This is a genomic window from Paenibacillus segetis (assembly GCF_014639155.1).
GTDB lineage: Bacteria > Bacillota > Bacilli > Paenibacillales > Paenibacillaceae > Fontibacillus > Fontibacillus segetis.
The window spans coordinates 241998-267904 of record NZ_BMFT01000002.1 but is presented as its reverse complement, the minus strand read 5'-3'; the positions used below and the strand labels follow the sequence as shown (position 1 = coordinate 267904).

The 25907-nt window shown below is 42.6% G+C and carries 22 protein-coding genes; 6 read left to right on the top strand and 16 right to left on the bottom strand.

The window, feature by feature from the left end:
- Nucleotides 1–16 precede the first annotated feature (16 nt).
- The 3 genes from IEW05_RS17400 to IEW05_RS17390 all read right to left on the bottom strand — a co-directional run bounded on the left by IEW05_RS17400 (nucleotide 17) and on the right by IEW05_RS17390 (nucleotide 3261).
- Entirely contained in the window at nucleotides 17–1159 is a 1143-nt protein-coding gene (locus tag IEW05_RS17400) for a glycerate kinase family protein (protein ID WP_188541123.1), read from the bottom strand.
- A gap of 45 nt (nucleotides 1160–1204) precedes the next feature.
- Nucleotides 1205–2497 (bottom strand): GntP family permease, encoded by a 1293-nt coding sequence (locus tag IEW05_RS17395; protein ID WP_188541122.1) that lies wholly within the window; start codon nucleotides 2495–2497, stop codon nucleotides 1205–1207.
- A gap of 176 nt (nucleotides 2498–2673) precedes the next feature.
- A complete protein-coding gene (locus IEW05_RS17390; RefSeq protein WP_188541121.1) occupies nucleotides 2674–3261 on the bottom strand; it encodes an NAD(P)H-dependent oxidoreductase in 588 nt (195 codons plus the stop codon).
- Nucleotides 3262–3381: 120 nt separating this feature from the next.
- Between IEW05_RS17390 and IEW05_RS17385 the strand changes: the two genes are divergently transcribed.
- Nucleotides 3382–3810 (top strand): MarR family winged helix-turn-helix transcriptional regulator, encoded by a 429-nt coding sequence (locus IEW05_RS17385; RefSeq protein WP_188541120.1) that lies wholly within the window; start codon nucleotides 3382–3384, stop codon nucleotides 3808–3810.
- Here IEW05_RS17385 and IEW05_RS17380 read toward each other — a convergent pair.
- Together IEW05_RS17380 and IEW05_RS26115 are read right to left on the bottom strand one after the other, a co-directional pair.
- Entirely contained in the window at nucleotides 3807–4691 is an 885-nt protein-coding gene (locus IEW05_RS17380) for a TolB family protein (protein ID WP_188541119.1), read from the bottom strand. The two genes, IEW05_RS17385 and IEW05_RS17380, sit on opposite strands and share 4 nt — an antisense overlap.
- Nucleotides 4692–4717: 26 nt before the next feature.
- Nucleotides 4718–4834: a sensor histidine kinase gene (locus IEW05_RS26115; protein ID WP_373285843.1), complete on the bottom strand. Its 117-nt coding sequence runs from the start codon at nucleotides 4832–4834 to the stop codon at nucleotides 4718–4720.
- Between the two features lie 116 nt (nucleotides 4835–4950).
- Between IEW05_RS26115 and IEW05_RS17375 the strand changes: the two genes are divergently transcribed.
- Nucleotides 4951–5406: a GNAT family N-acetyltransferase gene (locus IEW05_RS17375; RefSeq protein WP_188541118.1), complete on the top strand. Its 456-nt coding sequence runs from the start codon at nucleotides 4951–4953 to the stop codon at nucleotides 5404–5406.
- A 108-nt stretch (nucleotides 5407–5514) separates the two neighbouring features.
- Here the strand turns inward: IEW05_RS17375 and IEW05_RS17370 are convergent, their stop codons facing one another.
- From IEW05_RS17370 to IEW05_RS17340, 7 genes are all read right to left on the bottom strand, one after another.
- Nucleotides 5515–8223: a hypothetical protein gene (locus IEW05_RS17370; RefSeq protein WP_188541117.1), complete on the bottom strand. Its 2709-nt coding sequence runs from the start codon at nucleotides 8221–8223 to the stop codon at nucleotides 5515–5517.
- A gap of 134 nt (nucleotides 8224–8357) precedes the next feature.
- A complete protein-coding gene (locus tag IEW05_RS17365; protein WP_188541116.1) occupies nucleotides 8358–9887 on the bottom strand; it encodes an extracellular solute-binding protein in 1530 nt (509 codons plus the stop codon).
- Between the two features lie 90 nt (nucleotides 9888–9977).
- Entirely contained in the window at nucleotides 9978–10862 is an 885-nt protein-coding gene (locus tag IEW05_RS17360; protein ID WP_188541115.1) for a carbohydrate ABC transporter permease, read from the bottom strand.
- Nucleotides 10863–10891: 29 nt separating this feature from the next.
- Nucleotides 10892–11821 carry an ABC transporter permease gene (locus IEW05_RS17355; RefSeq protein ID WP_188541114.1) on the bottom strand — a complete coding sequence of 310 codons (930 nt, stop codon included), beginning with the start codon at nucleotides 11819–11821 and terminating at the stop codon, nucleotides 10892–10894.
- Nucleotides 11822–12074: 253 nt separating this feature from the next.
- The gene (locus IEW05_RS17350; RefSeq protein ID WP_188541113.1) at nucleotides 12075–14348 is read right to left on the bottom strand and encodes a helix-turn-helix domain-containing protein; all 2274 of its coding nucleotides are present in this window, start codon (nucleotides 14346–14348) and stop codon (nucleotides 12075–12077) included.
- Nucleotides 14349–14498: 150 nt separating this feature from the next.
- Nucleotides 14499–17645, bottom strand: coding sequence for an alpha-mannosidase (locus IEW05_RS17345; protein WP_188541112.1), 3147 nt, complete (start codon nucleotides 17643–17645; stop codon nucleotides 14499–14501).
- Nucleotides 17646–17696: 51 nt separating this feature from the next.
- A complete protein-coding gene (locus IEW05_RS17340) occupies nucleotides 17697–18653 on the bottom strand; it encodes an MTP-1 family protein (protein ID WP_188541111.1) in 957 nt (318 codons plus the stop codon).
- Between the two features lie 225 nt (nucleotides 18654–18878).
- Here IEW05_RS17340 and IEW05_RS17335 point away from each other — a divergent pair, with 225 nt between their 5' ends.
- The gene (locus IEW05_RS17335) at nucleotides 18879–19742 is read left to right on the top strand and encodes a helix-turn-helix domain-containing protein (RefSeq protein WP_188541110.1); all 864 of its coding nucleotides are present in this window, start codon (nucleotides 18879–18881) and stop codon (nucleotides 19740–19742) included.
- Between the two features lie 54 nt (nucleotides 19743–19796).
- Here the strand turns inward: IEW05_RS17335 and IEW05_RS17330 are convergent, their stop codons facing one another.
- Nucleotides 19797–20687 carry a LysR family transcriptional regulator gene (locus IEW05_RS17330; RefSeq protein ID WP_188541109.1) on the bottom strand — a complete coding sequence of 297 codons (891 nt, stop codon included), beginning with the start codon at nucleotides 20685–20687 and terminating at the stop codon, nucleotides 19797–19799.
- Between the two features lie 115 nt (nucleotides 20688–20802).
- Here IEW05_RS17330 and IEW05_RS17325 point away from each other — a divergent pair, with 115 nt between their 5' ends.
- The 3 genes from IEW05_RS17325 (at nucleotide 20803) to IEW05_RS17315 (ending at nucleotide 23737) form a co-directional block, all read left to right on the top strand.
- On the top strand, nucleotides 20803–21993 hold the full coding sequence (locus IEW05_RS17325) for a coenzyme F420-0:L-glutamate ligase (RefSeq protein WP_188541108.1): 1191 nt from the start codon (nucleotides 20803–20805) through the stop codon (nucleotides 21991–21993).
- Between the two features lie 174 nt (nucleotides 21994–22167).
- Nucleotides 22168–22479, top strand: coding sequence for an ArsR/SmtB family transcription factor (locus tag IEW05_RS17320; protein ID WP_188541107.1), 312 nt, complete (start codon nucleotides 22168–22170; stop codon nucleotides 22477–22479).
- A gap of 82 nt (nucleotides 22480–22561) precedes the next feature.
- Complete coding sequence (locus tag IEW05_RS17315; RefSeq protein WP_188541106.1) at nucleotides 22562–23737, top strand: MFS transporter; 1176 nt, start codon at nucleotides 22562–22564, stop codon at nucleotides 23735–23737.
- 344 nt (nucleotides 23738–24081) lie between these two features.
- Here the strand turns inward: IEW05_RS17315 and IEW05_RS17310 are convergent, their stop codons facing one another.
- The 3 genes from IEW05_RS17310 to IEW05_RS17300 all read right to left on the bottom strand — a co-directional run bounded on the left by IEW05_RS17310 (nucleotide 24082) and on the right by IEW05_RS17300 (nucleotide 25761).
- Entirely contained in the window at nucleotides 24082–24762 is a 681-nt protein-coding gene (locus IEW05_RS17310; protein WP_188541105.1) for a YdeI/OmpD-associated family protein, read from the bottom strand.
- A 1-nt stretch (nucleotide 24763) separates the two neighbouring features.
- Nucleotides 24764–25105, bottom strand: coding sequence for a zinc ribbon domain-containing protein YjdM (locus IEW05_RS17305; RefSeq protein ID WP_188541104.1), 342 nt, complete (start codon nucleotides 25103–25105; stop codon nucleotides 24764–24766).
- Nucleotides 25106–25203: 98 nt separating this feature from the next.
- Nucleotides 25204–25761 carry a DUF6199 family natural product biosynthesis protein gene (locus IEW05_RS17300; RefSeq protein WP_188541103.1) on the bottom strand — a complete coding sequence of 186 codons (558 nt, stop codon included), beginning with the start codon at nucleotides 25759–25761 and terminating at the stop codon, nucleotides 25204–25206.
- Nucleotides 25762–25907: the final 146 nt, after the last annotated feature.

Genomic DNA, 25907 nt, shown 5'->3' with positions numbered 1-25907 from the left:
AGACCGTTGTCTTATTTTATAAGCTTAGTTTAATGAGTCTTGCAATGTTTCTGCAGGTGCTTTCCACATTTTGCGAGCCTTCCGCGAGCACCGTTTCAAGCTCATCCACGCCGGGTAGGATGCCAAATATCGCATCAAACCCTTCCTCATAGAGGGCTTCAATTCCTTCGCCTAAACAACCTGCTACTGCAATCACCTTTTTGTCGTTCTCTTTGGCAGCCTTAGCTACACCATACGGCGTTTTGCCGAATTTAGTTTGAAAATCAATCCGTCCCTCACCTGTAAAGCAATAATCCGCATCCGCCAATTTCTGCTTAAGATCGGTATACTCGATTACAATTTCGATGCCCTTCTGCAGCGTTGCTTGTGTGAAGATCAGTAAGCCAGCTCCTAATCCACCAGCAGCACCTGCACCTGGAATGTCACGTACATCTTTGTGAAGCTGCTCTTTCACAATATCCGCATAATGAGCTAGATTCTTATCCAGTTGAAGAACCATCTCAGGAGTAGCTCCTTTTTGCGGTCCAAACACGTGGGAAGCTCCCTTTTCTCCGCAAAGTGGATTCGTCACATCACAAGCCACGATCATTTGAACATCCGCAAGTCTTGGATCTAATGCTGAAATATCAATCTTTGCCAGCTTGTCCAGACTGCCTCCGCCACGTGGAAGGTGATGACCGTCTTTATCAAGGAATGCGGCGCCAAGTGCCTCAGCCATCCCTGCTCCGCCATCATTTGTGGCGCTGCCGCCAATCCCAATGATGATCTTCTTTATCCCTTTATCTAGACATTCGCGAATGAGTTCACCTGTTCCATAAGTTGTCGTAATCAGTGGGTTCTTCGTATCCTTCGTGACGAAATGAATTCCGCTTGCCGATGCCATTTCAATAGCTGCTGTCACTCCGTCGCCTAGAATCCCATACTTTGCATGAACGGGTTGTCCAAGGGGTCCCATTACTTCTTTATCATAGAGTTGACCGCCCGTAGCGTCGACTAAGGATTGTACCGTTCCTTCACCACCATCCGCCATGGGAACATGAATATAATTGGCGGTTGGAAATACGCTGCTTATTCCCTTCTCCATCGCTATACAAACTTCTTTCGCTGTCATACTCTCTTTAAAAGAATCCGGTGCCAATACAAATGTTAGTTCCTTCATGATTGCTCCCCCCAAATTTATGATTAATGTGAGTTCAAAAGTCTATTAAATAAAGAATCCGTATATTAAAGTGGCTACGATCGTCATCGTCGCGCCGACAATGGCTTCATATGGGATAAGTCCCATCCGTTGCTTGATACTCATATTCATACTGCCTGCCGTAACGTGGAAGTAGTTACCCTGTGGCAAGGAGTCGATAACGGTTGCCCCTGTATGAACCATCACTGCTGCTGCAAGTGGAGCCGTACCCATATTTAAGATCGCTTCACCGAAGGATCCTGTGGCAAGAATAACACCGGTAGAAGTTGAAGCCGTTGCTGCTGCCATCAATATACCAGAGATTGGAGCTAAGAAGGTTCCCGAAATACCTGTTGCATTAATAATGTTTACGACTTGAGCGGAGAGGTCCGATGCCGAGATTAAGCCGGCTATACCCCCTGCACCAATTAATATCAATACCGTAGGGGTCATTTTGTTCAACCCTGACGTTGTATATTGCAGAATTTTGTTACCTTGTTTCATAGCCAACATACCGATGACCCCAGCAATCGGAAGAATAAACATGGCATCGACTTTGAAGCTCGAGAGTGCATCAATACCAAGCAATGAACCGACAGGATTGATCATCAATAGTACAACTGCGATAAGAGGAGCAACGATGGCTCTTTTTAGAGGTGGATATTTGCTTGTGTCAACTGCACTATTCATTGCCTCTTCATCGGTTACCTTCACACCTTTGTGTTTAAGAAGTGAAGCGATAATAACCGTTACGATAAGTCCACAGATCGCTGGAATAAATCCTGCTATCATCACGTTACTTAAATCGAGGTCAAAACCCCGTGCAGCTGCAATGGTATTTGGGTTCGGTGAAATGATATTCCCCGCTTTCCCCCCACCTGATAAGGCAAGTAATAGGGCGATCTTGGAAATCCCCATTTTGTTACCTACAGACAAAGCAATTGGTGCTACGATCAATACCGCAACAGGAATGAATACGCCCACTGCTGTAATAATCATAGTGGCTAAGGCTAAGGCTAGAATCGCTTTGCCCTCTCCGAACTTCTTAACAATAGCTTGTGCAATGGTCTCTGCTGCACCCGAGTCCATCATCACCCCAGCAAGTACGCCTGCAGCCAATACACGTAACACCGTACCCATTACACTTTGTGTACCGCTTACAAGAAGACTAACGGTTTGTTCTAGATTAGCTCCGCCGATCAAAGCCCCGACGATGGCCCCTAAGAATAAAGCATATACAGGATTAAGCTTTTTCAAGATTAAAATAATCACTATGGCTAGTCCAACTAAAGCCCCAATCCAACTGATTGTAAAATCCATCTTGTTGTCCCCCCTATGCGAGTTATGAATCCGCTTTCAATACTGTAATTATAGAAGGAATTTCGGCTGAATAATATTGAAGAAAGGACGATATTTATTGTTCAAATGCACAAATAAAGGCGGATGCAATTACCAGCTCGGTATCGCTCCACCTGTCTTATACGGGTATTACACTTTTAATGCGCCACGGTCTGGAAATAACGATAGATCTTGTTCAACTTCTCCTTATGTTTCCCCTTCGGGCTCTCCATCATCCCAAATTCAAAGAACTTCACTTTTTTGATCCCTACATAATTAAGCAAAGCTTTACGCATGAGTACTTTATGGGCATTATTTAGCCATAACAACGGGTAATTCGTTGGGCCCTTCATTACAGAAATACATATCGCTGACTTCCCTTTCAGAAGTCCCTCCGGTAACATTTTTCCCGTATCCTTATAGGCAAATCCCGACGCAAACATCTGATCTATATATCCCATTAACATAGCCGGAGGCCGTCCCCACCAAATCGGATATACAAAGACAATTTTATCAGCCCACAACAACTGTTCCCTGTACCTAGCAAAGTCTGGGTCACGATGCATATCTCTTCTACGCTTGTTGTCATTGAACACTAAGACGGGATTGAATCCTTCCTCGTATAAGTCCAACACCCTAACATCCTCTATTGCAGTATTCTCCGTACTACCACGAATGACTTCCTGCAAAAATGCATAACTTAAGCTCTGATGATTCGGATGTGTATATATAATTAATACTTTCATAAAAAAGCCCCCTTTACTTATCATTTGATAAGCAAATGGTAGCACACCTCTAATTTAGTTGTCAAATGATAATTGTATTGTGATAATTACTTTGTTATCGTGTCAATTGAGGTGATTCCTATGGACAAGAACGAAATGTTCCAGAAATTCGTGACCTTTACGGCTGCTGTTCATCAAATTACGAATGAGATAACCAAAGGGGTAAAAGCCGAAGCGGTTACACCTGTTCAATATAAAATTCTTGAGTATATCGCAGTCAGTCAACCTGTGACGCTCAGTGAAATCAGTGAATGTATGCTAATGTCCATGCCTAACACAAGCCGGGAGTTGAAAAAGCTAAGCGAGCGACAATTATGCGAGAAAGTGACGGATGAGGAAGACCGACGCAAACAATATATAAGGCTTTCCGAAAAAGGGGAAGTAATGATGAATGAGATATTTGGGCTCATTCAGTCGCGGTTTGAAGAACGAATCCAGCATGTCTCTGAAGAAGAATTAAAGGAAATCGAAACGGCGCTCGATCTCCTTCAGCGTAAAGTGTTCTATTAATCCTTCAGTCGATAGCTGACAAAAGCTAACTGTTTACTGTCAGGTGACCAAGAATTCACGTTAAGTGTACCTTGCCCACCAAATAACTGAACTAACGTTCGGAACTCGCCACCTTTACTAGACATTGCACGAATTTCAACATGTTTATTAGCAGGGTGATCGCCAGGGGCGACATCGCCTTTTTGATAGGAGATATAAGCTACCGTCTCACCATCGGGAGACACATGCGGGAACCAGTTATTGCTCTCGTCAAAAGTCATCTGCCCCTGCTCGCTACCATCGGCGTTCATCCGCCACACCTGCATGAGCCCCGTACGAACAGAATTGAACCAAATATGTCTACCGTCTGGGGAGTATTCCGGACCGTCATCTAGACCAGGAGTATTCGTCAGTTGTGATTCAACACCGCCAGCCGCTGGAATGGTGTAAATATCATACTGACCGTTCCGCTCGGCACAATAAGCTAGTGTACTACCGTCAGGCGACCAACCGTGAAGATAGCTAGGTGCTATAGGAGTAATCAAGCTCGGGTTACCGCCTTCTAAGGGGAGAACATAAATCCGCGACAAACCGTCCTCTAGCGTATGGTGACTCACCGCGACATGAGAATTATCGGGAGACAACACATGATCGTTATTACAGTGATTAGCATAACCGGAGTCAATCACCGTGCTTTTCTTCGTAGCGATATCAAAAGAAACTATTCGGCCAAGACTATTGTAAATCAACCTTTTGCCATCACGGGTCCAGTTTGGAGCTTCAATTAAGGAATCAAACTGGGCTAATTCCGTACGCTCCCCTGTCTCTACATCTACTATTTCAAGCAAGCTGATTACGTTTCGATCTTCGGCACCTTGATTTTCTTCCTTTAACGTATTCACTAGTCATTTCCCCTCCTAGATCAATCCTACATTTTCTTAGCCATCTCAAGACATATCTTTGTTCCTACGTTCACTTCACTTTCGATCGTTATCCCATAAGACTCACCATAATAAAGCTTAATTCGTTCATGAACATTTTTCAAACCATATCCCGAACCATTACATACAAAACATAGAATTCACTTCTATAATTAACCAATAAGTCGTTTATAATTGAATACATAACTCGCCATTTAGCGAGAAGAAGCGGGAGGTAAACATGCAGATTCATTTGAAAGATATTGATAACGACAACTGGATTGAGTGTATTTTCTTAACTACGAATAAAGAGGGCCAACACTTCATTAATGAGGAATTTGTTGCTTCGAATGCCGTATCTATTGCCCAATCCAAAATTGAAAACGGTTGGATTACGAAAGCAATATATGATGAAGATCAGATGATTGGATTTACGATGTATGGTTTTTCTTACGAGGATCATTGTTATGATATATGCAGAATGATGATAGACCATAAGTTTCAAGGACAAGGTTATGGTAAAGCTGCTCTAGGAAAAGTGATTGAAGAAATGAAGAAAATTGAGGATTGCACGGAAATCTTCTTATCCTTCGAACCAGAGAATCAAATTGGAAAAAGACTCTATGAAAGCTTTAACTTTCAAGATACAGGTAAGATTGTGGATGGTGAATTGCTGTATAGCTTGAAATTAAAGTAGCAGACAACCAAGTGGGGTAAAAGTTTGTTGTTCAGAAAGATTACATCAGCAAAAAGACCCGATCAGCTTCTATAACAAGCTAATCGGGTCTTACTTATATTCTACTGATTATTCAACAACGACACTTACTGTATAATGATTTCCCGCTGTTTGGGTCTTCATGATCCTTAAGATGTGCGTAGTTTCATCAAAGATATAATCGGTATCAGGGATTAAGGAGATTCCATTTAGCTTCACATCCGACAAATCAGATACACCTGTATATACATCCAATTCCTCAAACGGATTATCGAAGCTCATGTTGAGCGTATTAGCACCGGCATCCCAATGGATATCTGTGAGGTTAATATCCTGATAGGAATGTCTGGCGTCGGTTCCAATTAAGATCGGATACACCCCGCCATAACTCTCTTCCAATTGGTTAAATACGATCTGCCCCCAGGCTTGGGATTCACCCATACCTGCATAACCTAGTTCATTTCTTATCACAAGCGCGTCGTTCGTATCCCATTGTGGAAGTTGTAAGAAGTAACTAAGCGCACGTAGTGCCTTTGGACTCTGTTTGTCGCTGTATCCCAAATAGGTTTTGGTTGTGTAGTAGCCTTTATTATTTACTGAGTTAATATCCAACAAATGTGACTCATAATTGGCTGCTTTGGCATCGTTCATTCCTTTAAACTCTCTAATACCATAAATCACATTGCCTAGTGCGTCATTATCATTGGCAAATAGTCCACTAGCTGCATCAGGTAGCTTATCATACACATATTGAGCCAACTCTGCATAAGTTAGTCCGTCTATTGTCGTTGTGCTATCTACATCTGCCATGATGGATAATCCATACAGCAGAGGCCCCATCTCACCAAAATATAACGATCCATTGGATTTATCATCATATGAAGACCAATTATGATCGCTGTAATTCCTCAGATTCTGATAAAAAATAGCGATAGCATCATTCAAGACTTCCCGTGTACTGGCGTCTGATGGGTGGCTGCTGCACCAAGATGCTAATCCCATAACAGGATATCCATAGTTCATCAGCCTACCGAATAAGTAATTATCATAGGTTGTAGAGTTATATTCCGTTGGTTCATAGTTATCTGCGGTTCCTCCCAGCATATGAGAACCAAATCTTACTTTTTCAAGATAATCGCTCCATGTTGTACCTTGTTCAAGCGTACCGCTGTATTTGAAATAGGAGCTACCATTTGACTGCAATATGCCCTCAAATCGACTAGGGTTGTTCTTTGCCAGATCTTCCCCTCTAACGAATCCCTGTCCATTATCATAGAGTAACCATGCATCGCTATCCCATTGTTTGACGGAACCAAAAAATGTAGGTTCTCCAATCCCATCATCATTCAGCGCTTTCACGATCAAGCGTGGGTTGGTAACCGAGCCATTGGTTGGCGTAAGGGAGGCCTCAATCTCGGCAACTCCACCATGTATTGAAACTTTGAAATACACATGGACGTTGTTCTCATCTTTAGTGAACTCAATGACCATTGTGTTAGTATCATGATCAAATGTAACCGATCTTGTCGTTGGGTCCGTGACTTCTATAGGAGTCAGCCCATCATAGCCATAGGCAAACCGGAGTGCTCCGAGCGGATCTGATCCGTAGGTGCTTTCCATAAATGTTATTCGAGGTACAGTCAGATCGCCTGTTACCAGGTATAAGCCATTATCAAACTTTAATTGCGGATCGACAAAGACACTTTGACCTTGGCCGTACTTGAAATCTGCCCACCTATGGGTAGGTAATCCTCTAGGCATACTTTCTTTCATAAAATCAACCAAGTTTTGTGTAGTACTTAGTGCATAGGTTTCAGGCAATGTCTTTAGACTGAATAGTGTCTCTGCAGAATCCGTGCTCCATCTCATGCTACTCTCAATATAGCCTCTAGTTTCTGTGTTTCTATAATCGCCTAATTGCGGATCGTAATAGATTCGTTGTCCTCTCTCTTGCGGTTTAACCAAATAGCTAGATACATTCCTAACATCGACTTGATCTGATCTAGCGATGGTGTCCCCATTTGCATCGACAACATCAACAATATAAACATATGTCTTCTCATCTTCAATGGAACTCACGTAAGACAGCGTATCCTCGTTTGTAATGGTGGCATCCAAATAATAAGGATGCATCTGCGGCAGGTATTGGAAATTCTTGTTCCAATCGCCTCCCGTGTAATATCTCAAATCCGGATATGTCTTAGGAAATTTGTAAATTTTGTACGATCCAAACTGATTTCCTACGTATTTATCCCAGTTAAGCGTTACTTGATTTGATACGGGATTACCAGCAGACAGGGCAAAGCCTGGATAAGGGACAACATTAATATCAAACCATAAGCCCAGATCAGATAAGAAGGTTCCATCTGCTTTTACAGGTCGTAAATAGACTCTATTTGTCCCGATCTCTTCCTGCCCCGTAAGGCTGAAGCCAAATCTTCCCGTCCCGCCGGGCTGAATCCCAGAATAGTTAGGTGCAGCCGGCCTACTAAATGAAAGCCAATTATTATATCCCGTAAAAATGGAACTTGTCTCATAGGAATAACTGCTGTCGGTATTCGCTAGTACTACCTCATGGGTGGGCCAGCCGAATAGCCATGTTTCACTTCCGGTATTCTTAAGATCAACCCAAAAGTTGCCCGTCTCACCTGGATGTACAGTAATAGATGATGAACTCTCCCCTACATATTGCGCGCTGAAACTCGCATAGGCGGAAGCCCCCGTTACGAAGGTAGATAATATTAAGACGCTCAGTGAGCTTATAAAAAGAATCCTCCAGTGTTTTCTTCCTTTTTTCACGTCAGCATATCCTCCATTATTCGATGTCATCAGCATGGTCTCTCTTCCTAGGAGAGAGAAGCTCCTTATTCATCCAGATAATCAAATGAATAGAAGCTTCTCTATCGGCTATACTCTTAATTTCTATCTATTAATTACTTACTGCTAGCCAAGAAAGCGTCGACTTGTTTCTGGAACTCTTCTATAACCTTATCCAGACCTGCCTTCTTAAGCTCTGCGCTGTATTGAGAAACGGCCTTCTCCGGCTCTAATACGCCTGATGAAATCCCATATTTGTATTTGTTCTCAATCGCACTAAGGGCAGCTAGCTCAGTCTTAACCGGTGTCTGATCAAAATTGAAGCTCATGATCGGGCTAAGTAACTTCGTATCTTTATCAAAATCCTGCAGTTGTTGCATGAAATCTGGAGCATCCGATGCTTTTGGTTTCAGGAAGTTCGGATTTTGCCACATCCACTCCGGTGGAGCGTATCCAATCGTAGATGGATCTACTCCTTCAGGAGCAATAATGGCACCGTCTTTGATATCAAAGTGTGTACCCTTCAAACCGTTTGTCATCATATCGTAGTTATCTTCACTTTGCTGAATCCAGTTAAGGAACATGACCGCTCTATCGATGTTCTTCGATGTTGCTGCAACACTTTGGAAGTTCCAGGTAGTCGTAGGCATATACGGCTCATCTGTAAGTAGAATCTTCACAAACTCAACTTGTGCACCTTCTACGGCAATATTACGGAAGTAGTTGTTATATTCATACACATCTCCCCCGCCGATAGCTGCTTTACCGGAATTAAAATCCGCTCGGATGTCACGGCCAACCATAACGTCCTTATCGATATATCCTTTTTCATATAATGAGCGCAGGAATTTAGCATCCTCTAACGTACCCGGAAGGTCGTATTTAGCTTCTGCTTTCATCGTCTTGTAATCGAATACAATACCATCGGAGCTGGTGCTCTGTAACACTTCGCCCTTATGATAAGCAGCAGGTGGTTCATTAAATACGATCATTTCAGGATTATTGGTCTTCACCGCTTCAGCATAAGCTAATAGATCATCCATCGTTTTGATCTCAGGTAAGCCATATTTTTCGCGTAAATCCTTACGAATGGTTGCCGTATAGTAACCTTTAGTTGTACCTAATGCACCTGCTGGCACACCGTATTTCTGACCATTAATCGTAACTGGTGGCCAGTATTTATTATCCAGTGCAGCTGTAATGGCCTGACCGTATTTAGACAATGGTTCATCTAACGGAGCAAGCGAGTTCGATTTGGCGAAAGTACCTAGAAGCCCAGGGTCAGTCCACATAATATCGACCTGATCGCCTGTTGCTAGCATGATCGGCAACTTCTGGTAATAGTCACCCCACGGGATGTATTGATACTTCAATTTTACATTGATACCGTCTGCAGCTAATTTCTCCTCTAAAGCTGCTGTTACCGTATCCTGATCCGGTTGTGGATCCCCTGGATAAACGATGTTCAGCGTAACCACTGGCAACGACTCTGTACCTTTATTTGTGTTACTTTCCTGAGTTGATGCATGATCTGTTGCAGCTCCCTTGTCGTTGCCACCCGTGTTGGATGAGCAAGCGCCCAGCGAAATTACAAGCATGATGCTTGCTAGGAAGACCCCCAACGTTTTACTAAATGATTTTCGCATACCTTGACCTCCTGTGTATTTGTATAAAAAGTGCTATCTATACGAACCCATTTCGGATTGTATACAAATGGAACATAAATCAAGCTTCTATTATCCTTTTACGCTTCCAATCGTCAGTCCTTTAACAAAATAGCGTTGCAGGAACGGATACAGCAAGATGATTGGACCAATCGTTAGAACCGTCGTCGCCATCTTCACCCCCTCCTTGGGGATGGATGCAGCAGCGATCGATGAATTTGCAGCACCGGACGCCGCATAAGATATATTGGAAGTAATAGCACGGATGAGCAATTGTAGTGGATAAAGATCCCTTTCGCTAATTAGCATGAGTGCAAGCCACCAGTCATTCCAGTAGCTGATCGCATAGAATAGACAGATCGTAGCCAGCCCAGGTAACGCCAGTGGTAGCGCAATTCGAAATAACAAGTGAATGTCATTAGCGCCATCGATTTTGGCGGCTTCAAAGATAGAGTTATCAATGCCGGAAATGAAGCTTCGCAGTACAAGAAGATTGAACGCGTTAATTGCATAAGGCAGGATTAAGGCTAACAAATTATCATGCAGGTGCAAATACTTCGAAGTTACGATATACCAAGGAACAAGCCCACCATTAAACAGCATGGTGAAATATACAATGAACGAGATCGGCACGGACATCTTCCATTCCTTTCGCGACAAGGCGAATGCCATCATTGTTGTAATCAGCATACTGAATAGGGTTCCGACAACCGTAACGACAAGTGTAACCTGGTAAGCACCAAGAATGGCAGAACCTCTTCCTAGCACGTACTTATAAGCGGCCCATGTGACTTCATGCGGAAATATATCGAAACCGTTGGCACGAATGTATTGCTCATCGGTCAGCGATGTAGAAATAATGGTCATGAATGGGATGATGGCTACGATCGCAAATAAGATCATATAAACGTAGGCGAATCCGGCAATAAATTTATCACTGGCCGTTTTAGTCTTCATCTGTTATTACTCCTTTCAGGATTTATCATTTAGAATAGGGCTGAATCCTTGTCATACTTTCTCACTACAGCATTGGCCGCAAAGACAAGAAGGAAGCCAATTACGGATTGCAGCAGACCGATGGCAGAGGACATCCCAACATCATTCAAGGTCCGAAGTGCCCGGAATACATAAGTATCAATGACATCAGTCGTCGAGAATAGTAGGCTGTTATCCCCAACCAAACCATAAATCATACCGAAGTCACCATAAAAGATTCGTCCGATAGCTAGTAGAAGCAAGATAATAATCGTCTTGGAAATGCCCGGAATGGTAATGTGCCAAATCTTTCTGAACTTACTCGCTCCATCAAGTGAGGCCGATTCATACTGTTCTTGATCGATCCCTGTGATGGCAGCAAGATAAATAATGCTGTTAAATCCGACCGATTTCCAGGAGTACAGCAGCACTAGTATGACCGGCCAAAACTCAGCGCGGTTGTACCAACTAACCCCTTCCATCCCAAGACCTTTTAACCATCCGTTTAAGATACCGAAATCTGTATTGAGAAAGTTGTAAGCAAATACGGCGACGATAATCCACGAAATAAAGTTAGGAAGTATAATCAGAGATTGAGAGATTTTCTTAAACCAAGTTAAGCGAATTTCATTAATCAATACGGCCGTGATGACAGCTAATGCGGTACCTATTCCTATAAATAAGATATTTAGAAATAAGGTATTGAAGATAACCTTCAAGACTGAAGCCGTATCCACAGTCAGAAATCTAAAGTTATCCAATCCGTTAAACGGGCTTCCGAAAATGCCCAAATCCATGCGGTACTCTTTGAATGCAACAATAATGCCCGCCATAGGTAAGTAACTAAATAGTAGGAAATAGGCCAATCCGGGTAAAACTAACAAATACAAAAATTTGTTTTTAACCAAATCGCTAAATAGTACATGTACGGCTCTCCTCATATGAACACCTCGTTTTTTTCTGTATCGATTCTCTTGCATCTCGGCCTAAAATATAGCGCTTTCAAGATAAACCAACAAGTTTAAAAACTAAATATTCCTTTCAATACTGTAGGTCACACCCTTCAAAAAACCATATATGACGCGGATCTTTGAATTTCAAACCATCCTGATTGTATAGAAGACCCTGATATCCCCATTTCCTCATAAAATGTCCAGCAAAAAGAAAAAGCGCTCCTAAGGGAACGCCTCCGTGTTAATGTCTTTTCCGATATTCGGTTGGTGCTAAGCCGGTATTTTTCTTGTACCAGGTTACAAAATAGGATGAATTCAGGAAGCCAACCTTCTCTCCGATTTCTTTGACCGTAAGCTTCGAGTCCTTCAGATATTCATTAGCCTTGCGAATCCGCAGCTCCGTAACATATTCCAGAAACAGACGGTTAAATAATTCTTTGAACAACCTGCCAAAATAAATACCATTGTAATGGAACCGTTCAGCGACCATTTCAATAGATAAATCAGGATTGCCGTATTGCTCCTCAAGAAAAGCGGCAATATCATCGGCCAAATCTGACTTCAGATGCTTTTTGTTCTCTTTTGTTCGCTGAATAGTCTCCTGTATATATTGAACAAACCAATCCGCGATACTTTGCAAAGACTCCATCCGCTGGAGGGTGCCTAGCGTTTCAATAAAAGTAGCCGATGTAGTAGTCAGAGAAGAATCGGCAGAAGTCGCCGTAACCACAGAAAATAACAAATGGTGCACGGACAAACGAATCATATTGTATGGAGCGAGCTTCAGGGCCTCAAAAATATCCGCTACAGCGGCTCCGACTTTTTCCTCTTTGCCTACTTTAACCACTTCAAGAAGTGCCTTTTGTTTGGAATAAGGATATTCAAAATCGCTGTTAAGTTGTGGCATCATATCTTCATAGAAAATAATGCTCCCATCACCATGAACAAGTCTATAAAGGGAAGCTTCTTTCGCACTTAAATAGGAATCGCTGATCTCCTGACCTCCATGAGCAGCACATCCTATACCGATCGTTATCGTCACCCCGTACGTATGAGCAACCTCCTGCTGAAGTTCATGCATAACATCCTTAACTGAGTCTGGAACTGCGTTTCCATCGCCGCCATTAAATATCAGGATGATTTCATTTTCCACTTTCACAATTTCACAGGGGATGCGCGAGCGCATGAATTGATCCGTAAAGCTATACAAGACGGTACTAATCGTATAATCAATCTCTTCTTTTCGCTCTGCTAATTCACGAATGTTATCTTGCTTCAGAACAGCCACATATAAAGTTGTACTTTCAATCAGATCCACATTCAACTTATATTGCTTGGTATCATCTGACTCCGGAATCCGCACGCCATGCAGCAGCTCTTTGAAATATTCTGCCTTGATCGAGACGCGTGACCTTTGGCTAGAAGCTTCCAGCTGTTCAAATTGAGACGTGATATTGGAATAAAATCGGTTCAATATCTCCATTTCGCTAAGCTTCTCGGTCGGTAGATCACCTTTATCGGATTGAAAGCTGAGTGCTTTCCGCGCAAGCTTGGATAGGGGTGAAGATAACATGCCACTAAGCACAGCAGATACACCTAATGCTAGAACAAGTAGCAGTAAACAGATCAGAAACGCCGTATGCCTAATATCAGAAATCTGCGCCGTAGCCGTTTCGTATGGAATTATAGAAACAAAGTACCATCCGAGTTGCTCTGAATAGGCTGAGGACACTAGTGTCTTTGACTCATCTATCGTATCTGTAAAGCTCTCATTTGTGCTGGATTCCATAATCCTTTGCACGTAGTGTCGCTCGGAAATATCATCAAGAAACCCACTTTTATCTGAACCGAAGACCACATGCCCCTCCTGGTCCAGAATCATGAGATTATCGCTCTGATGATTAACAAAGCTATCCATTTTCAGATTGACGATAATGGCACTGGTAATCTCGTTGTTATCCGGGTTTTTGTCGTAATAAAAGGTAGTGTACACATTCTGCTCAGTCCCTGTTGGACCATTTACTAGTAGTTTCCGAGGAACCGCACGGCCCAAACTCTGGACGGTAGCATCCCTCAACCATTCAATTGTTGCAGCCTCAGCGTTTGCTTTATCACGATCAGTTCCAATAAGAGTTTTATTTTGCCCGTTATATAACGTGATGGAGTAGATATTTTTATTGGTTATTAGAAGATCATTTATTTTTCTTAAGGAAGCGTGATTGATAAAGTAATCACTCACAGCATCCCCACTGTTAATGGACCTTATGATGTCATTATCCAATGATAATTGCAGCGTAATTAGTCTTGCTTGATTCATAATAAACTCGAACATATTCGAGCTTTGTTCCAGTCTTTGTTGTGAAATTTGATTGATCTGTTCTGTCGAACCCTTAGAAAAGGCTTGATATAGTAGTGTTGTGATGGATAGGGAAACGGCCACAAGCAACACAACGAAAGAAAAGAAAAATCTAGCAAACCATGATTTCAAATGAATCCTTTCTCTTATGCGTCTCATCTCTGTCCCCCTATGTTGTCATCCTATACAAATGATATAAAACGCTTTCATATTTGATTAACGATATTAATAATACCATAGCAGAAAAGGGCTGTCTCCCTGTCATTCAAATGATGTAGGACAGCCCCATGTGTATATAAATAATCTAACTTAACAACTTAATTTAACGAGAAATGTCTTGATTTCATAAGGTTTCAGAAGGAATTGGAGCTCCGGTCCACACTGTTTCTCTGCTACCTCACGTTCCATTAGATCGCATTCCTGCCATGATATAACCCCGTAATCACTAGTAAGCCCTACTTCGCTACGCTTACCTGTGAACTCATGTATCCGAAGGATGATGGCATCTGCATCTTCTGCCTTTTTCACCGCGTCCACCATCACATTGTCATGATCATTCATGAAACGGAATAGAGACTTGCCTGCCGTAGGCGATGCACCCTGAACATAATGAAGCGGATTATTCAGTTCCCATGCCTCGCGAACAGTCCCGGCTTCTACCCAATCGCCCGAATGGGGAAAAATTGAGTAAGTAAATTCATGCTCCCCTTGGTCAGCGAGAGGATCAGGATAGATGGCCGATTTAAGCAACGATAATCGCATGACGTTGTCCTTAATGTCGTAGCCGTATTTGCAATCATTCATCAAACTAACCCCATAACCCCGTTCAGAAAGATCAGCCCATTGATGACCGACCGTCTCGAATCGGGCATAATCCCAGCTCGTATTCCAATGCGTTGGTCGTTTAACATTACCGAACTGAATATCATACGTAGCCTCGGTGGAGCGAACAGCTACTGGGAAAGCGACCTTCAGCAGCTGTTGCCGTTCCTGCCAATCGACCTTGGTCGCAAAATCGATTCTGCGGCTATCCGCATACACCGTAAGATCCTGCACGATCACGGAGCTCATATAAGACCAGGTAAACCGTGCTGTAGCGACAAGCGGACCATTTGCTATCCATTCGAGTGATTGAAGCTGGATAATTTCGGTCATTTTCTCTTGATAATAAAGATCGATGTCCCATGCGTCGAACATTTTCGGTTTATCTTCAAAGACTTGCAGCACATTACCCCGCTCGCCTTCAGCCAACACCTCACGTGAGGCCGCTTTATCATAAATGGAGATCAGTTGACCCGCTCCATTCCATTTGATCTCGTAATGAGGGGTAGACAAGCCCCAGTCCTGAAGCTGGAAGCTACTGCTCTCGTTCTGGGACTGCGCATCCCCGTGGAACTTGATACTCTGACTCCCAAGTGCAGGGATACCTTCAACTCGCACCCGCCACTCCCCATTCATTTGTTGAGAGGTCAGTTCCTTGCCTCCCTCATCCATCCATACTCCGTTAATCCATTTCAGACTGTCCGTGGCAATCGTAACCAGATCGCTACGCTCAAAGGATGCACTATTATAGACCGTAATGACATTCGGATCGTTCACACCGGAGATCAGTCCGGCAGCCGCCAATGTTAAAGCATCCGTTCCATATTGATGAGCTTCAGCATATTCAATGCGGGAGTCGGCGTACACTTCCTGGATCGATGAACCCGGGATAATGTCATGGAATTGATTACGGAGGATGATGCTCCAACCTTCAGTCAAGCTGTCAGAAGGATAAGAACCCCATCCCCCAGTAACCGCTGCATTCAGCACATGCATCCATTCCACCTCCCGGTACAACAGCTCTAGCTTCCGATTCATCCGCTTGTTGTAGGCTTGGCTCGTGTACGTGCCCCGGTGAAATTCCAAATATAACTCCCCGTCCCACGTATGTACGTACTGGTCAGTATCCGCCACTGTTGCTTGAAGCCGCTCGAAGTAATCATCTGCACGACCTGTAACAGCGGAAGGAATTCCCGGCATTTCTTCCAATCTCCGGCGCATCTCCAGCATATCGCGATTGACTCCACCGCCTCCATCTCCGTATCCGTAAGACAGTAATAATTCTTGATTCAAGCCTTTATCCCGATAAGTATCCCATATTCCTTGCACTGCGAACGGTTCTGTCGTGCCATTGTAGGTATAATACCAAGCTTTCGAACCCGACTCCTCCGGTGTCGTAATGAAATGCGTCAGTATTTCCGAGCCGTCGATCCCTCTCCACTGGAACGTGTCATGTGGCATCCGGTTATATTGACTCCAACTGATCTTAGTCGTCATGAAGGTGTCGATCCCGGACTTTCGCAATATTTGTGGAAGGGCCCAGCTATAGCCGAATACATCTGGCAGCCAGAGGTATTTGCATTCTACGCCAAACTCATCTCGAAAAAATCGAGTTCCGTACAGAATTTGCCGAACTAGAGATTCCCCACTCGTCAAGTTACAATCCGCTTCAAGCCACATCGCACCCCCGGCTTCCCAGCGTCCTTCCGCAACCCGCTTTTTGATCTGTTCGTAGATCTCCGGATAGTCGGATTTAATATAGGCATAGAGCTGTGGCTGAGTTTGTAGAAAAGTATATTCTGGGTACAGCTCCATCAAGCGAAGTACCGTCGAGAAAGAGCGTGCAGCTTTTTCCCGCGTATGCGACAATCGCCATAACCAAGCCACATCGATATGCGTATGTCCGATACAACGAACGATTACCGGATGGTTATGCTTAAGCCGCTGTAATTGGCTCTTCAATTCAGCATCTGCTTCATAGACAGACTGATAGAACACCTCCGAGCCTGGTCTTGACCAATCCAAAATTTGAAATGAACGATCAAGAGCCTTTAATAAATCATGGTATTCCGGTCGATCTGCTGCCAACACCTTTACACTATCCAGAACAGCTTTACCTGTATAATACAAATTGTCTACACGTTCATCTAGGTAGGCTAATGCAGCCTGCTTGAACTCATGTTCCTGCTCAATGGGCTTGCCACCACCTTCTAGTCCCGACCACAATCGGAAGCATAGTTCGACTTCGGTACCCACCAGTTCCTGAGGCAAGAATACTTCTTTATGATTGGAATCGACACCTTGATAAGGCTTACCGTTTAAGAAAAATAGCGATTCGAACCCACCATTGTTGCCCGGTCCCGACTTGCCGAAATCAAATAGTCCGCAAATTTTCCGGCCTTGCCATTCCTGCGGAACAAGGACTTTCCTGCGAAGCCAAACGTATAAATCTCTTCCCTTCCAGCGGTCGCCTCTCCCTACCTGTTTCTCCGCCGTTACATCTGAAGGATACGCCCCGATCTCATGCTCAGCATCCACTGTATGGGACCATTCCTCAAGCTCCATCATTCCCCGGTATCGATAGGTCTCTAGCTCCTGAATGCGCTGCCCCAGTTTATCCAATGTCCAAAACATGCTGTCATCTCCTTTGTGTCCTTATAATAAAAGACTGTCTGAATTGCACAATTACTTCGAAATGATAGCTCCGTGACCTTCAAACGGATAATTAATCACGATTCTGCCAGCTTCCGTATCACCAATTCCGCTATACAGATCACACTTTCCGTCCTCGCGCATGACTATGCCCGAAGTAAAGGCACAATCAGTCAGATCCGGTTTTTTGGCTGGACCATCCGGGTAGCAGGTGCGCGTTCCGATGATTTTCTGATCAAGAGCAACATGATGGGTCACGTCCAGTACAAATGAGAAATTCATATAGACCTGCATCAACTGACCATTTTCCGAAGTAGTCTTGTAGCAAATATGACCAATGACGCCAATATTCCCACTTTCCAGATAATAGGCTTGATTACAACCGCCCCACTCATTTTGATCAAATAGATCGGGGATATAGGGCGCATTCTCGACGACCTCCATCGTCAATTCGTCCAGGCTATTAATCACGGTGAAGCCAATCATGGATTCGCTCCCAAATTTCTTACGCACTTCCTCGCCCCGAGGCCGAGAGAACACACCGATTCGTCCCTCATTCATCTCGACCAATCGTATATCCTTCATATACTCTGGTCCCGTTGTGAAATAATACAAATCATCAATTTCTGTTCCCTTGTAAAAATAACCGAAATATGTATCCACGTTATGCTGCTGATAGCGTACATGCGTCCCGCCCATGACTAGCGAATCGCCGATCAAGCTAATATACGGGTCCTCCAACTGATAGACCATCGAACCCCGAACCAATGTCCATTCATCCTGTCCCGTTTTCTCAAACAAACGTACCCATGAACGTGCCCATTCGCTCCGTCTTTCCACACGGCCGAAAATATAGTCCTTTCCCTTCCACTCGAAAGGTATTGAAATGTTATAAACATCGAAACCTTCTACACCGTGAAAGCTAAGCTTAGCACTCTCATAAATGGACTTATTTAACTCAAACTGTTCTCTCCGCTGAAGCAAATTCACTTGAAATCATCTCCCGGTTTGTCGTGGTTATTGCCGATTATTCTATCACGACGTGGTAGAGGAATCTTACTTATATTTAGCTAATGACTACGCTATTTTTGCATTCATAACAAAAAATAATATTCAATCATCAATTATTTCAGATAAATCAGCATTTCATCACTCTATATCATCTTCAGATAAATTATGTTATTTTGATGTAAGAAAGGGGCTGGGAAGGAAGTAATGGAGATCCATACACTTAGAGCAGAGGTCGGAATCGATGCCGAAGCAGAAGGCCACTATAGGGACATAACGGGGATAGGAAATACATCAGGGCCTCATGACCATGATTTTTTTGAATTTTTTATTATTGTAGAAGGTGCTGCTTATCATTGTATTAATGGTAAAAGAGAACTGCTCAGTGAGGGCTCACTTGTGTTTATGCGACCACAGGATATCCATTATTATGAACAGTTGCCTGGCATCGATTGCCGATTGATTAACCTGTCATTTTACGAGAAGACGCTGATGGATTTGCTTGCGTATCTCGGTGCTGGATTTCCGAAGGAATCGTTCCTGGGCTCGGCTTTTCCTATTACGATACAACTCTCCCACCAAGAGAAGCTGCTGCTTCAGCGGCGCATGGAAAAGCTCTATCGGATTCCACAGCATGAGAAGCAATGGTACCGAACCGAGCTTCGCGCGCTCTTGGCGGAAGTATACTGTCATTACTTAATGCACTCCGTTGTCTTGGAGCCTCATGAGAAACCGGAATGGTTCCTTAATCTGTGCAAAGAAATGAAAAAACCGGAACACTTCATCGAAGGTGTCCCGGCTATGATTTCGATATCTGGAAAATCTCACGCCCATTTATGCCGCACATTCAAAGAATGGGAGCATCAAACGCCGCTGCAATATTTGAACCGCATCAAGCTTCAATACGCTGAGAATTTATTACTGCACTCGGATCGGGGGATACTGGATATCGCGCTAGAGGCAGGCTTCGGTAATTTAGGACATTTTTATAAATCCTTCAAAGCCCTATTTGGGAGAACACCACAAGCCCACCGCAAAATGCATTATGCAAGACTCACACCATTGGTGTGAGTCTCGGGTCTTCGTTATTCTTAAGATGTCTCCCATTCACTACTACATCATATTTTAGTTCATTTTATTTTCAATAATCTCCATAAATTTTGTTGAAGCTAAGGATAAAGGTACACTTTTCAAGAAGCAGACTCCGATATTTCGTTTGGGTATTTCCTCTGTAAGTTGCACTTCGTATAGTAGCCCTTTTTTTATATACTCCAGGGCAAATTCCTTAGTCACACTGGCGACCCCTAGATTGATCTTAGCAAACTCTAATAAAAGATCATGTGAACCCAGTTCAAATTCTGGTGAAATCTTGATTCCCTTCGATGACAAATAATCCTCAACATATCTGCGGGAATTCGAGTTCTTCTCGAGGAAAATTAAGGGCTGTCGAACCACTTCATCAAGACTTACGGGATTAGATAAAAGCTCCTTATACTTCGGTCCACAGACAAAAATATCATGGATTTCCATACATGGTCTTAGTTCTAATGCAGAATCATCAAGTGGAAAATTACAAAGCGCAATGTCGACCTCTCCGGATTTCAAGATCGAACAGAGCTCTAATGTTGTACCGTTAACGATCTTAAACTTTATATTGGGATATTTATTATGAAAGGCTTCCAAATACGGAAGTAAGAAATATCTAGAAATCGTATCTCCTACCCCTATTTTCAACTCGCCTACCGTTAAGTTCTTGAATTCTAATATTTTTTCTTCGCCAATATCAATTAAATTAATGGCCGAGTTGACATATTCAAAGAGTAGTTTGCCTTCATTCGTTAAAGACACTCCCTTAGGTGTTCTAGTAAATAGACGGATGTCCAATTCCCGCTCTAATTGCATAATCGCCTGGCTTACCGCCGGCTGTGTCATATAAAGATCCTTTGCCGCTTTGGAGAAGCTTTGACTCTTCCCTACCATGCAAAATATTTTATATAAATCTAATTTACTTACCATATAATCACCCCTTATACCTCATATTCGATATATTAATTTTACTTATATCACTCAAGTTATGTATAGTACAAGGAGATACTTCATTCATATTTTTAGCATTTAAGGAGCGATTGTATTGGAAAGAGTAGTTGGAACTGTTGTTAGAGGCCTTCGTTGTCCCATCATCAATCAAGGTGACAACATCGAGGAAATCGTTGTAGATAGTGTATTAAAAGCTGCTGAAGTCGAAGGATTCCAAATTCAAGATAACGATATCGTTACCGTAACCGAGTCCATCGTCGCTCGCGCTCAAGGTAACTACGCTACGATCGACCATATTGCCCAAGACGTTCAAGCTAAATTTGGAGATTCAACCGTGGGTGTTATCTTCCCGATCCTAAGCCGTAATCGGTTTGCCATTTGTCTCCGCGGTATCGCTAAAGGCGCTAAAAAAATCGTCTTGATGCTTAGCTATCCATCGGATGAAGTGGGTAACCACTTAGTGGACCTCGACATGTTAGATGAAAAGGGAATTAATCCTTGGACCGATGTTCTAACCGAAGAACAATTCCGTCAGCATTTCGGATACAACAAACACACGTTTACGGGTGTTGATTATATTGATTATTATAAATCTCTGGTTGAAGAATACGGCGTTGAATGTGAAGTGATCTTCTCTAACAATCCAAAGACCATTCTGGATTACACTAAAAATGTTCTGACTTGCGATATCCATACCAGATTCAGAACGAAGAAAATTCTAAAGGCCAACGGTGGAGAAAAGATCTATAGCCTGGATAATATTTTGTCCGAATCCATTGATGGCAGCGGATGTAATGAAGCTTATGGTCTGCTCGGATCCAATAAATCCACAGAAAACAGTGTGAAACTGTTCCCGCGTAATTGCCAACCTATCGTTGATAAAATCCAGCATGTACTCAAAGAAAAAACGGGCAAACTGGTTGAAGTGATGATTTATGGAGATGGCGCGTTCAAAGATCCTGTGGGTAAAATTTGGGAGCTTGCAGATCCCGTTGTATCGCCAGCTTACACAGCCGGACTTGATGGTACACCAAATGAAGTTAAGTTGAAATATCTTGCTGACAATAACTTTGCTGATCTAAGAGGCGAAGAGCTGAAACAAGCTATAACTCAATATATCAACAACAAAAACGCTGACCTTACTGGAGCGATGGAAGCACAAGGTACTACACCTCGTAAACTTACCGATCTCATCGGTTCCCTATCTGACTTAACTTCCGGTAGTGGAGATAAAGGTACACCTATTATCTTCATCCAAGGTTATTTCGATAACTATACAAAATAAGAACAACCGTCCGGAACAACACCGGACGGTCTTTTTGTGTGCAAACCCATACTTTGTGGCATAAGGAAGGCGAGTATACGTTCCAGCCGCTGGCGAGTTCGTGTTCCTCCTACCATGTAGAATAACCCCATCTTTTACATTTACAAATCTATAAAAATAGATATAATGATCTGTATGGAACCTTTATTGATTTATAAAGCTTTGTCTAACGAGACGCGTAGTCAAATTATGATATGGTTAAAAAATCCAGATGAATTCTTTGATGAACAGCCTTATCTACAACAAGGCCTCAATTTTCGTATTGGTATATGTGTGGGAGATATTCAGGCTAAAGCCGGACTTGCACAATCGGTTATTTCGAGTTATTTGTTGACTATGCAAAAGGCTGGTTTGCTCGAATCCGAACGGATTGGAAAGTGGACGTACTATCGTCGGAACGAAAAGACAATACAGGAATTTTCCGAGTATATCCAAAAGAAACTATAAACGAGAGGAGAAAGGCCTTTTTTTTCATCAATCATATCTACAATTCTATATATATGAATATTAATGGAGGTTTATATTTTAAATGAAAAAGGATAACCCTTTGCTTATTCTTATTTTGGCTTTAGGCGTATTTGGCATCATTACAACGGAAATGGGGATTATAGGTGTTCTACCCCAGGTCACTCAAAGATTTAATATATCGGCTTCACAGGCCGGTTGGCTTGTAAGTATATTTGCTTTAGTCGTTGCGATTTCAGGTCCATTCCTGACATTACTCGCTTCCGGTATTAATCGTAAAGTTATTCTATTAACCGCTGTGCTTATTTTTGCGATTTCAAATATCGTTTATGCTTATACAACCATGTTCGATGTGATGTTGATTTTCCGTATTATCCCTGCTATTTTTCATCCCGTCTTCTTTTCGGTTGCCCTTGTGACCGCAGCCAAACTTGTCCCTCCGGAAAAGAGCACCAAAGCGGTCACAAAGGTTTTCGCCGGAATAACGGTCGGGTTTGCTTTTGGCGTCCCTTTGACTTCTTATCTCGCGGACAAGATTTCATTAGAAGTCGCTTTCCTGTTTGGAGCTGTTGTAAGTATAATTGCCTTTGTAGGGATCCTAGCTTGGCTTCCTTCCATGCCTGTTAAGGAAAAAATGTCTTATGGTAAGCAGCTTGGTATATTACGCAAACCTCAATTGTGGTTAAATATCGTGACCATTATTTTTATCTTTGCAGCTATGTTTTCTGTGTACAGCTACTTTGCTGAATATCTTGGACAAGTAACACATATGAACGGGTCATGGATTAGTATCATGTTGATGGCCTTTGGTATTATCATGATCTTGGGGAATTTTTTATTTGGGGAGTTTTTGCATAAAAGCATGACAAAGACCGTCATCATGTTTCCTCTGCTATATGCGGTAACTTACTTATTCGTTTATTATCTAGGTTCTTACTTCATTCCAATGGTTGTTATCGTATTTATTTGGGGGGCCGTGCATTCCGGAGGCCTTATTGTCAGTCAAGCATGGTTAACAACTGAAACGAAAGAAGCTCCTGAGTTCGGCAACAGCTTGTTTATCTCATTTTCCAATCTTGGCATTACTATAGGGACCTCTATCGGGGGTTGGTTTATTTCACAATTGGGAATACATCAACTCATCTGGAGCGGAATTATGTTTGCACTGCTTGCATTCTTATTGATTATGATAAAAACAAAAACTTCCAAATCGAACGTAGTAGAGGTAAACGTACGTTAAACTAACAGCAATGATAGTTCAATAAAACGTGGCAGTCTAGAGCATTGAATTTCATGTTCAAGGCTGCCACTGTGTTGTTATTAGGGAGTAGCCTATCTCCTCCTATGTCAGCACTTGATAATAAAGAACTCACCATCATTAAATAATTGCATGGTTCTTTATGTTAAATAGCGTAGTGCTCTGGCGCTATAAAAATGACTGCCTGACACCATTCAAAGTTCTAGTTCCACTTCAATCAAAAGGACATACTAATCCCCTTGATAGCTGGCACGCGTTTTACCCAGCCCGATAACTAGTTCCTTGGAACGGTACGGAAAGACATCCACTTTATTGTAATGCTTATATCAAGCTTGATCTTTACGATATAACTCACGACTCTTATAACCCGCCTGAAGAATCATTTTCATTTCCTCGCGACGTTTGGCTATAGTCTCCTCCTGTTTTGCACTATAAATATACCGTGCCCAATCTTTACGATACCCCGGGGTTAGCGATTGATAAAGGGTAAGCAACTCAGGCGTATCATTCAAGTCCTGTTCCACATTTGGAATGAAGGCAACATAGTCATCAACACGTTGGCTGGGTCTGGCAATAGCCTTGTTCTTGCTTTTCTTACTCTTAGCATCCTCTTTCAACCCAACAATCGTAAAGATATCATCGAGTCCAACCATTCGGGCGAATTTGATAGGGCTTGTCCCGATATATCCATCGTCGTCACTGCCAAGTCCATCTAACAATTCATCACGATGAATAAAGGTTGGGTAGACCTTATTCCCCTTTTTAGGATACGCGGCAAAAAGATATCCATTCGTCTTTAGAAGCTGATGTTCAATCACACGGTCAACAAGTTCCTTCAAGGACTCCATATCAAGCACAAAAGCAAAAATGAGATCGTAAGCACTGTCCTTTAGCGTCGTGTCATAACCCGTTAACTCCGGTAAATAATCCGACCCAGCTGGAGCATTCAATACAGCCACATGATCATATTTATGTAAATTCAGCTTTTCTACGATTGACTTGGCCATGTTATATCTTTTTAACAAATTCAGATTTTAATTTCATTGCACCAAAACCATCGATCTTGCAATCGATATCATGATCTCCATCAACCAAGCGGATATTTTTTACCTTTGTACCGATTTTCAGGACGGACGAACTTCCTTTTACTTTGAGGTCTTTGATAATGGTTACAGAATCACCATCGCTTAAGACATTCCCATTTGCGTCCTTAATCACCTTTTGATCTTCACTGTCCCCGGATTCTGATGCTAAAGTCCACTCATGGGCACATTCTGGACAGATCAATAAGCTGCCATCTTCGTACGTATATTCTGAATTACATTTAGGACAATTAGGCAAATTAGACATGTTGTTACATTCTCCATTCGTTTAATTATTGCTTACAGCACCCTTATATACTGGCATAATCTGCTCTCGTTGACAAACCTATCGCTAAGTAGCATAGGTTAATAATTGTTCGTAATATGAGTTCGAATCCAACTTTCGAGACTATCGCTCTGTATCCTGTAGGCATTCTCCGTCTCATTAGGATGAAGCTCAATACCGCCGGAATTCCCAAATAGGACCAAGTCGACTTGATATCCGTCTACAAATGAAATAGTGCCTGAGCCAGAAGACCCCCAAATATTACCAGGATCGAAGGGTTCCAATTGCGCCTCATGGATTAAATCGGTAACTTCCATCCTTTCCTCCGAAGTCAGAATGGTTTGATCAACTAGACCAAATTTGATCTCTGATACCTCTCCTGCCTCAATTCGTTGCTGGAATTGTTTCTCCCATTTAGCATCTGAGCCACCTGTAAACATAGAGGCGCAACTAGATATAAGTATGATCAGTCCAACAATCGAGGCAATCACGCCAACGACCCGATTCATAGCGAGTGCCGCCTCGCTTGGCTCGGCATCTTTTATTTTCCAACCAACAGATAAATACCAAGCTGTATTCGGTGATGCGGCAGATATGATTCCGATGATAAGCAGAATAAACCCGAAAAATCCATTCATAGCAAGTCCCCCTTGATTGTTAAGGATACCATTCATACGCAATATGGAAGGATAAAGTTTCCTTTAATGCTGTAGTCCTTAACAATTAAACAGGAAATACCTGGTATTCGTAGCCTAATTGTGCAAAAATTTTGACTTACGGTTCA

Bases quoted from the DNA above. Each gene is read 5' to 3' on its own strand.
- IEW05_RS17315 (WP_188541106.1), top strand. From the start codon at position 22,562: ATGAAAAAGGATAACCCTTTGCTTATTCTTATTTTGGCTTTAGGCGTA.
- IEW05_RS17310 (WP_188541105.1), bottom strand. From the start codon at position 24,762: ATGGCCAAGTCAATCGTAGAAAAGCTGAATTTACATAAATATGATCAT.
- IEW05_RS17345 (WP_188541112.1), bottom strand. From the start codon at position 17,645: ATGTTTTGGACATTGGATAAACTGGGGCAGCGCATTCAGGAGCTAGAG.
- IEW05_RS17365 (WP_188541116.1), bottom strand. From the start codon at position 9,887: ATGCGAAAATCATTTAGTAAAACGTTGGGGGTCTTCCTAGCAAGCATC.
- IEW05_RS17305 (WP_188541104.1), bottom strand. From the start codon at position 25,105: ATGTCTAATTTGCCTAATTGTCCTAAATGTAATTCAGAATATACGTAC.
- IEW05_RS17300 (WP_188541103.1), bottom strand. From the start codon at position 25,761: ATGAATGGATTTTTCGGGTTTATTCTGCTTATCATCGGAATCATATCT.
- IEW05_RS17360 (WP_188541115.1), bottom strand. From the start codon at position 10,862: ATGAAGACTAAAACGGCCAGTGATAAATTTATTGCCGGATTCGCCTAC.
- IEW05_RS17375 (WP_188541118.1), top strand. From the start codon at position 4,951: ATGCAGATTCATTTGAAAGATATTGATAACGACAACTGGATTGAGTGT.
- IEW05_RS17320 (WP_188541107.1), top strand. From the start codon at position 22,168: ATGGAACCTTTATTGATTTATAAAGCTTTGTCTAACGAGACGCGTAGT.
- IEW05_RS17335 (WP_188541110.1), top strand. From the start codon at position 18,879: ATGGAGATCCATACACTTAGAGCAGAGGTCGGAATCGATGCCGAAGCA.
- IEW05_RS17385 (WP_188541120.1), top strand. From the start codon at position 3,382: ATGGACAAGAACGAAATGTTCCAGAAATTCGTGACCTTTACGGCTGCT.
- IEW05_RS17350 (WP_188541113.1), bottom strand. From the start codon at position 14,348: ATGAGACGCATAAGAGAAAGGATTCATTTGAAATCATGGTTTGCTAGA.
- IEW05_RS17400 (WP_188541123.1), bottom strand. From the start codon at position 1,159: ATGAAGGAACTAACATTTGTATTGGCACCGGATTCTTTTAAAGAGAGT.
- IEW05_RS17390 (WP_188541121.1), bottom strand. From the start codon at position 3,261: ATGAAAGTATTAATTATATATACACATCCGAATCATCAGAGCTTAAGT.
- IEW05_RS17355 (WP_188541114.1), bottom strand. From the start codon at position 11,821: ATGAGGAGAGCCGTACATGTACTATTTAGCGATTTGGTTAAAAACAAA.
- IEW05_RS17330 (WP_188541109.1), bottom strand. From the start codon at position 20,687: ATGGTAAGTAAATTAGATTTATATAAAATATTTTGCATGGTAGGGAAG.
- IEW05_RS17395 (WP_188541122.1), bottom strand. From the start codon at position 2,497: ATGGATTTTACAATCAGTTGGATTGGGGCTTTAGTTGGACTAGCCATA.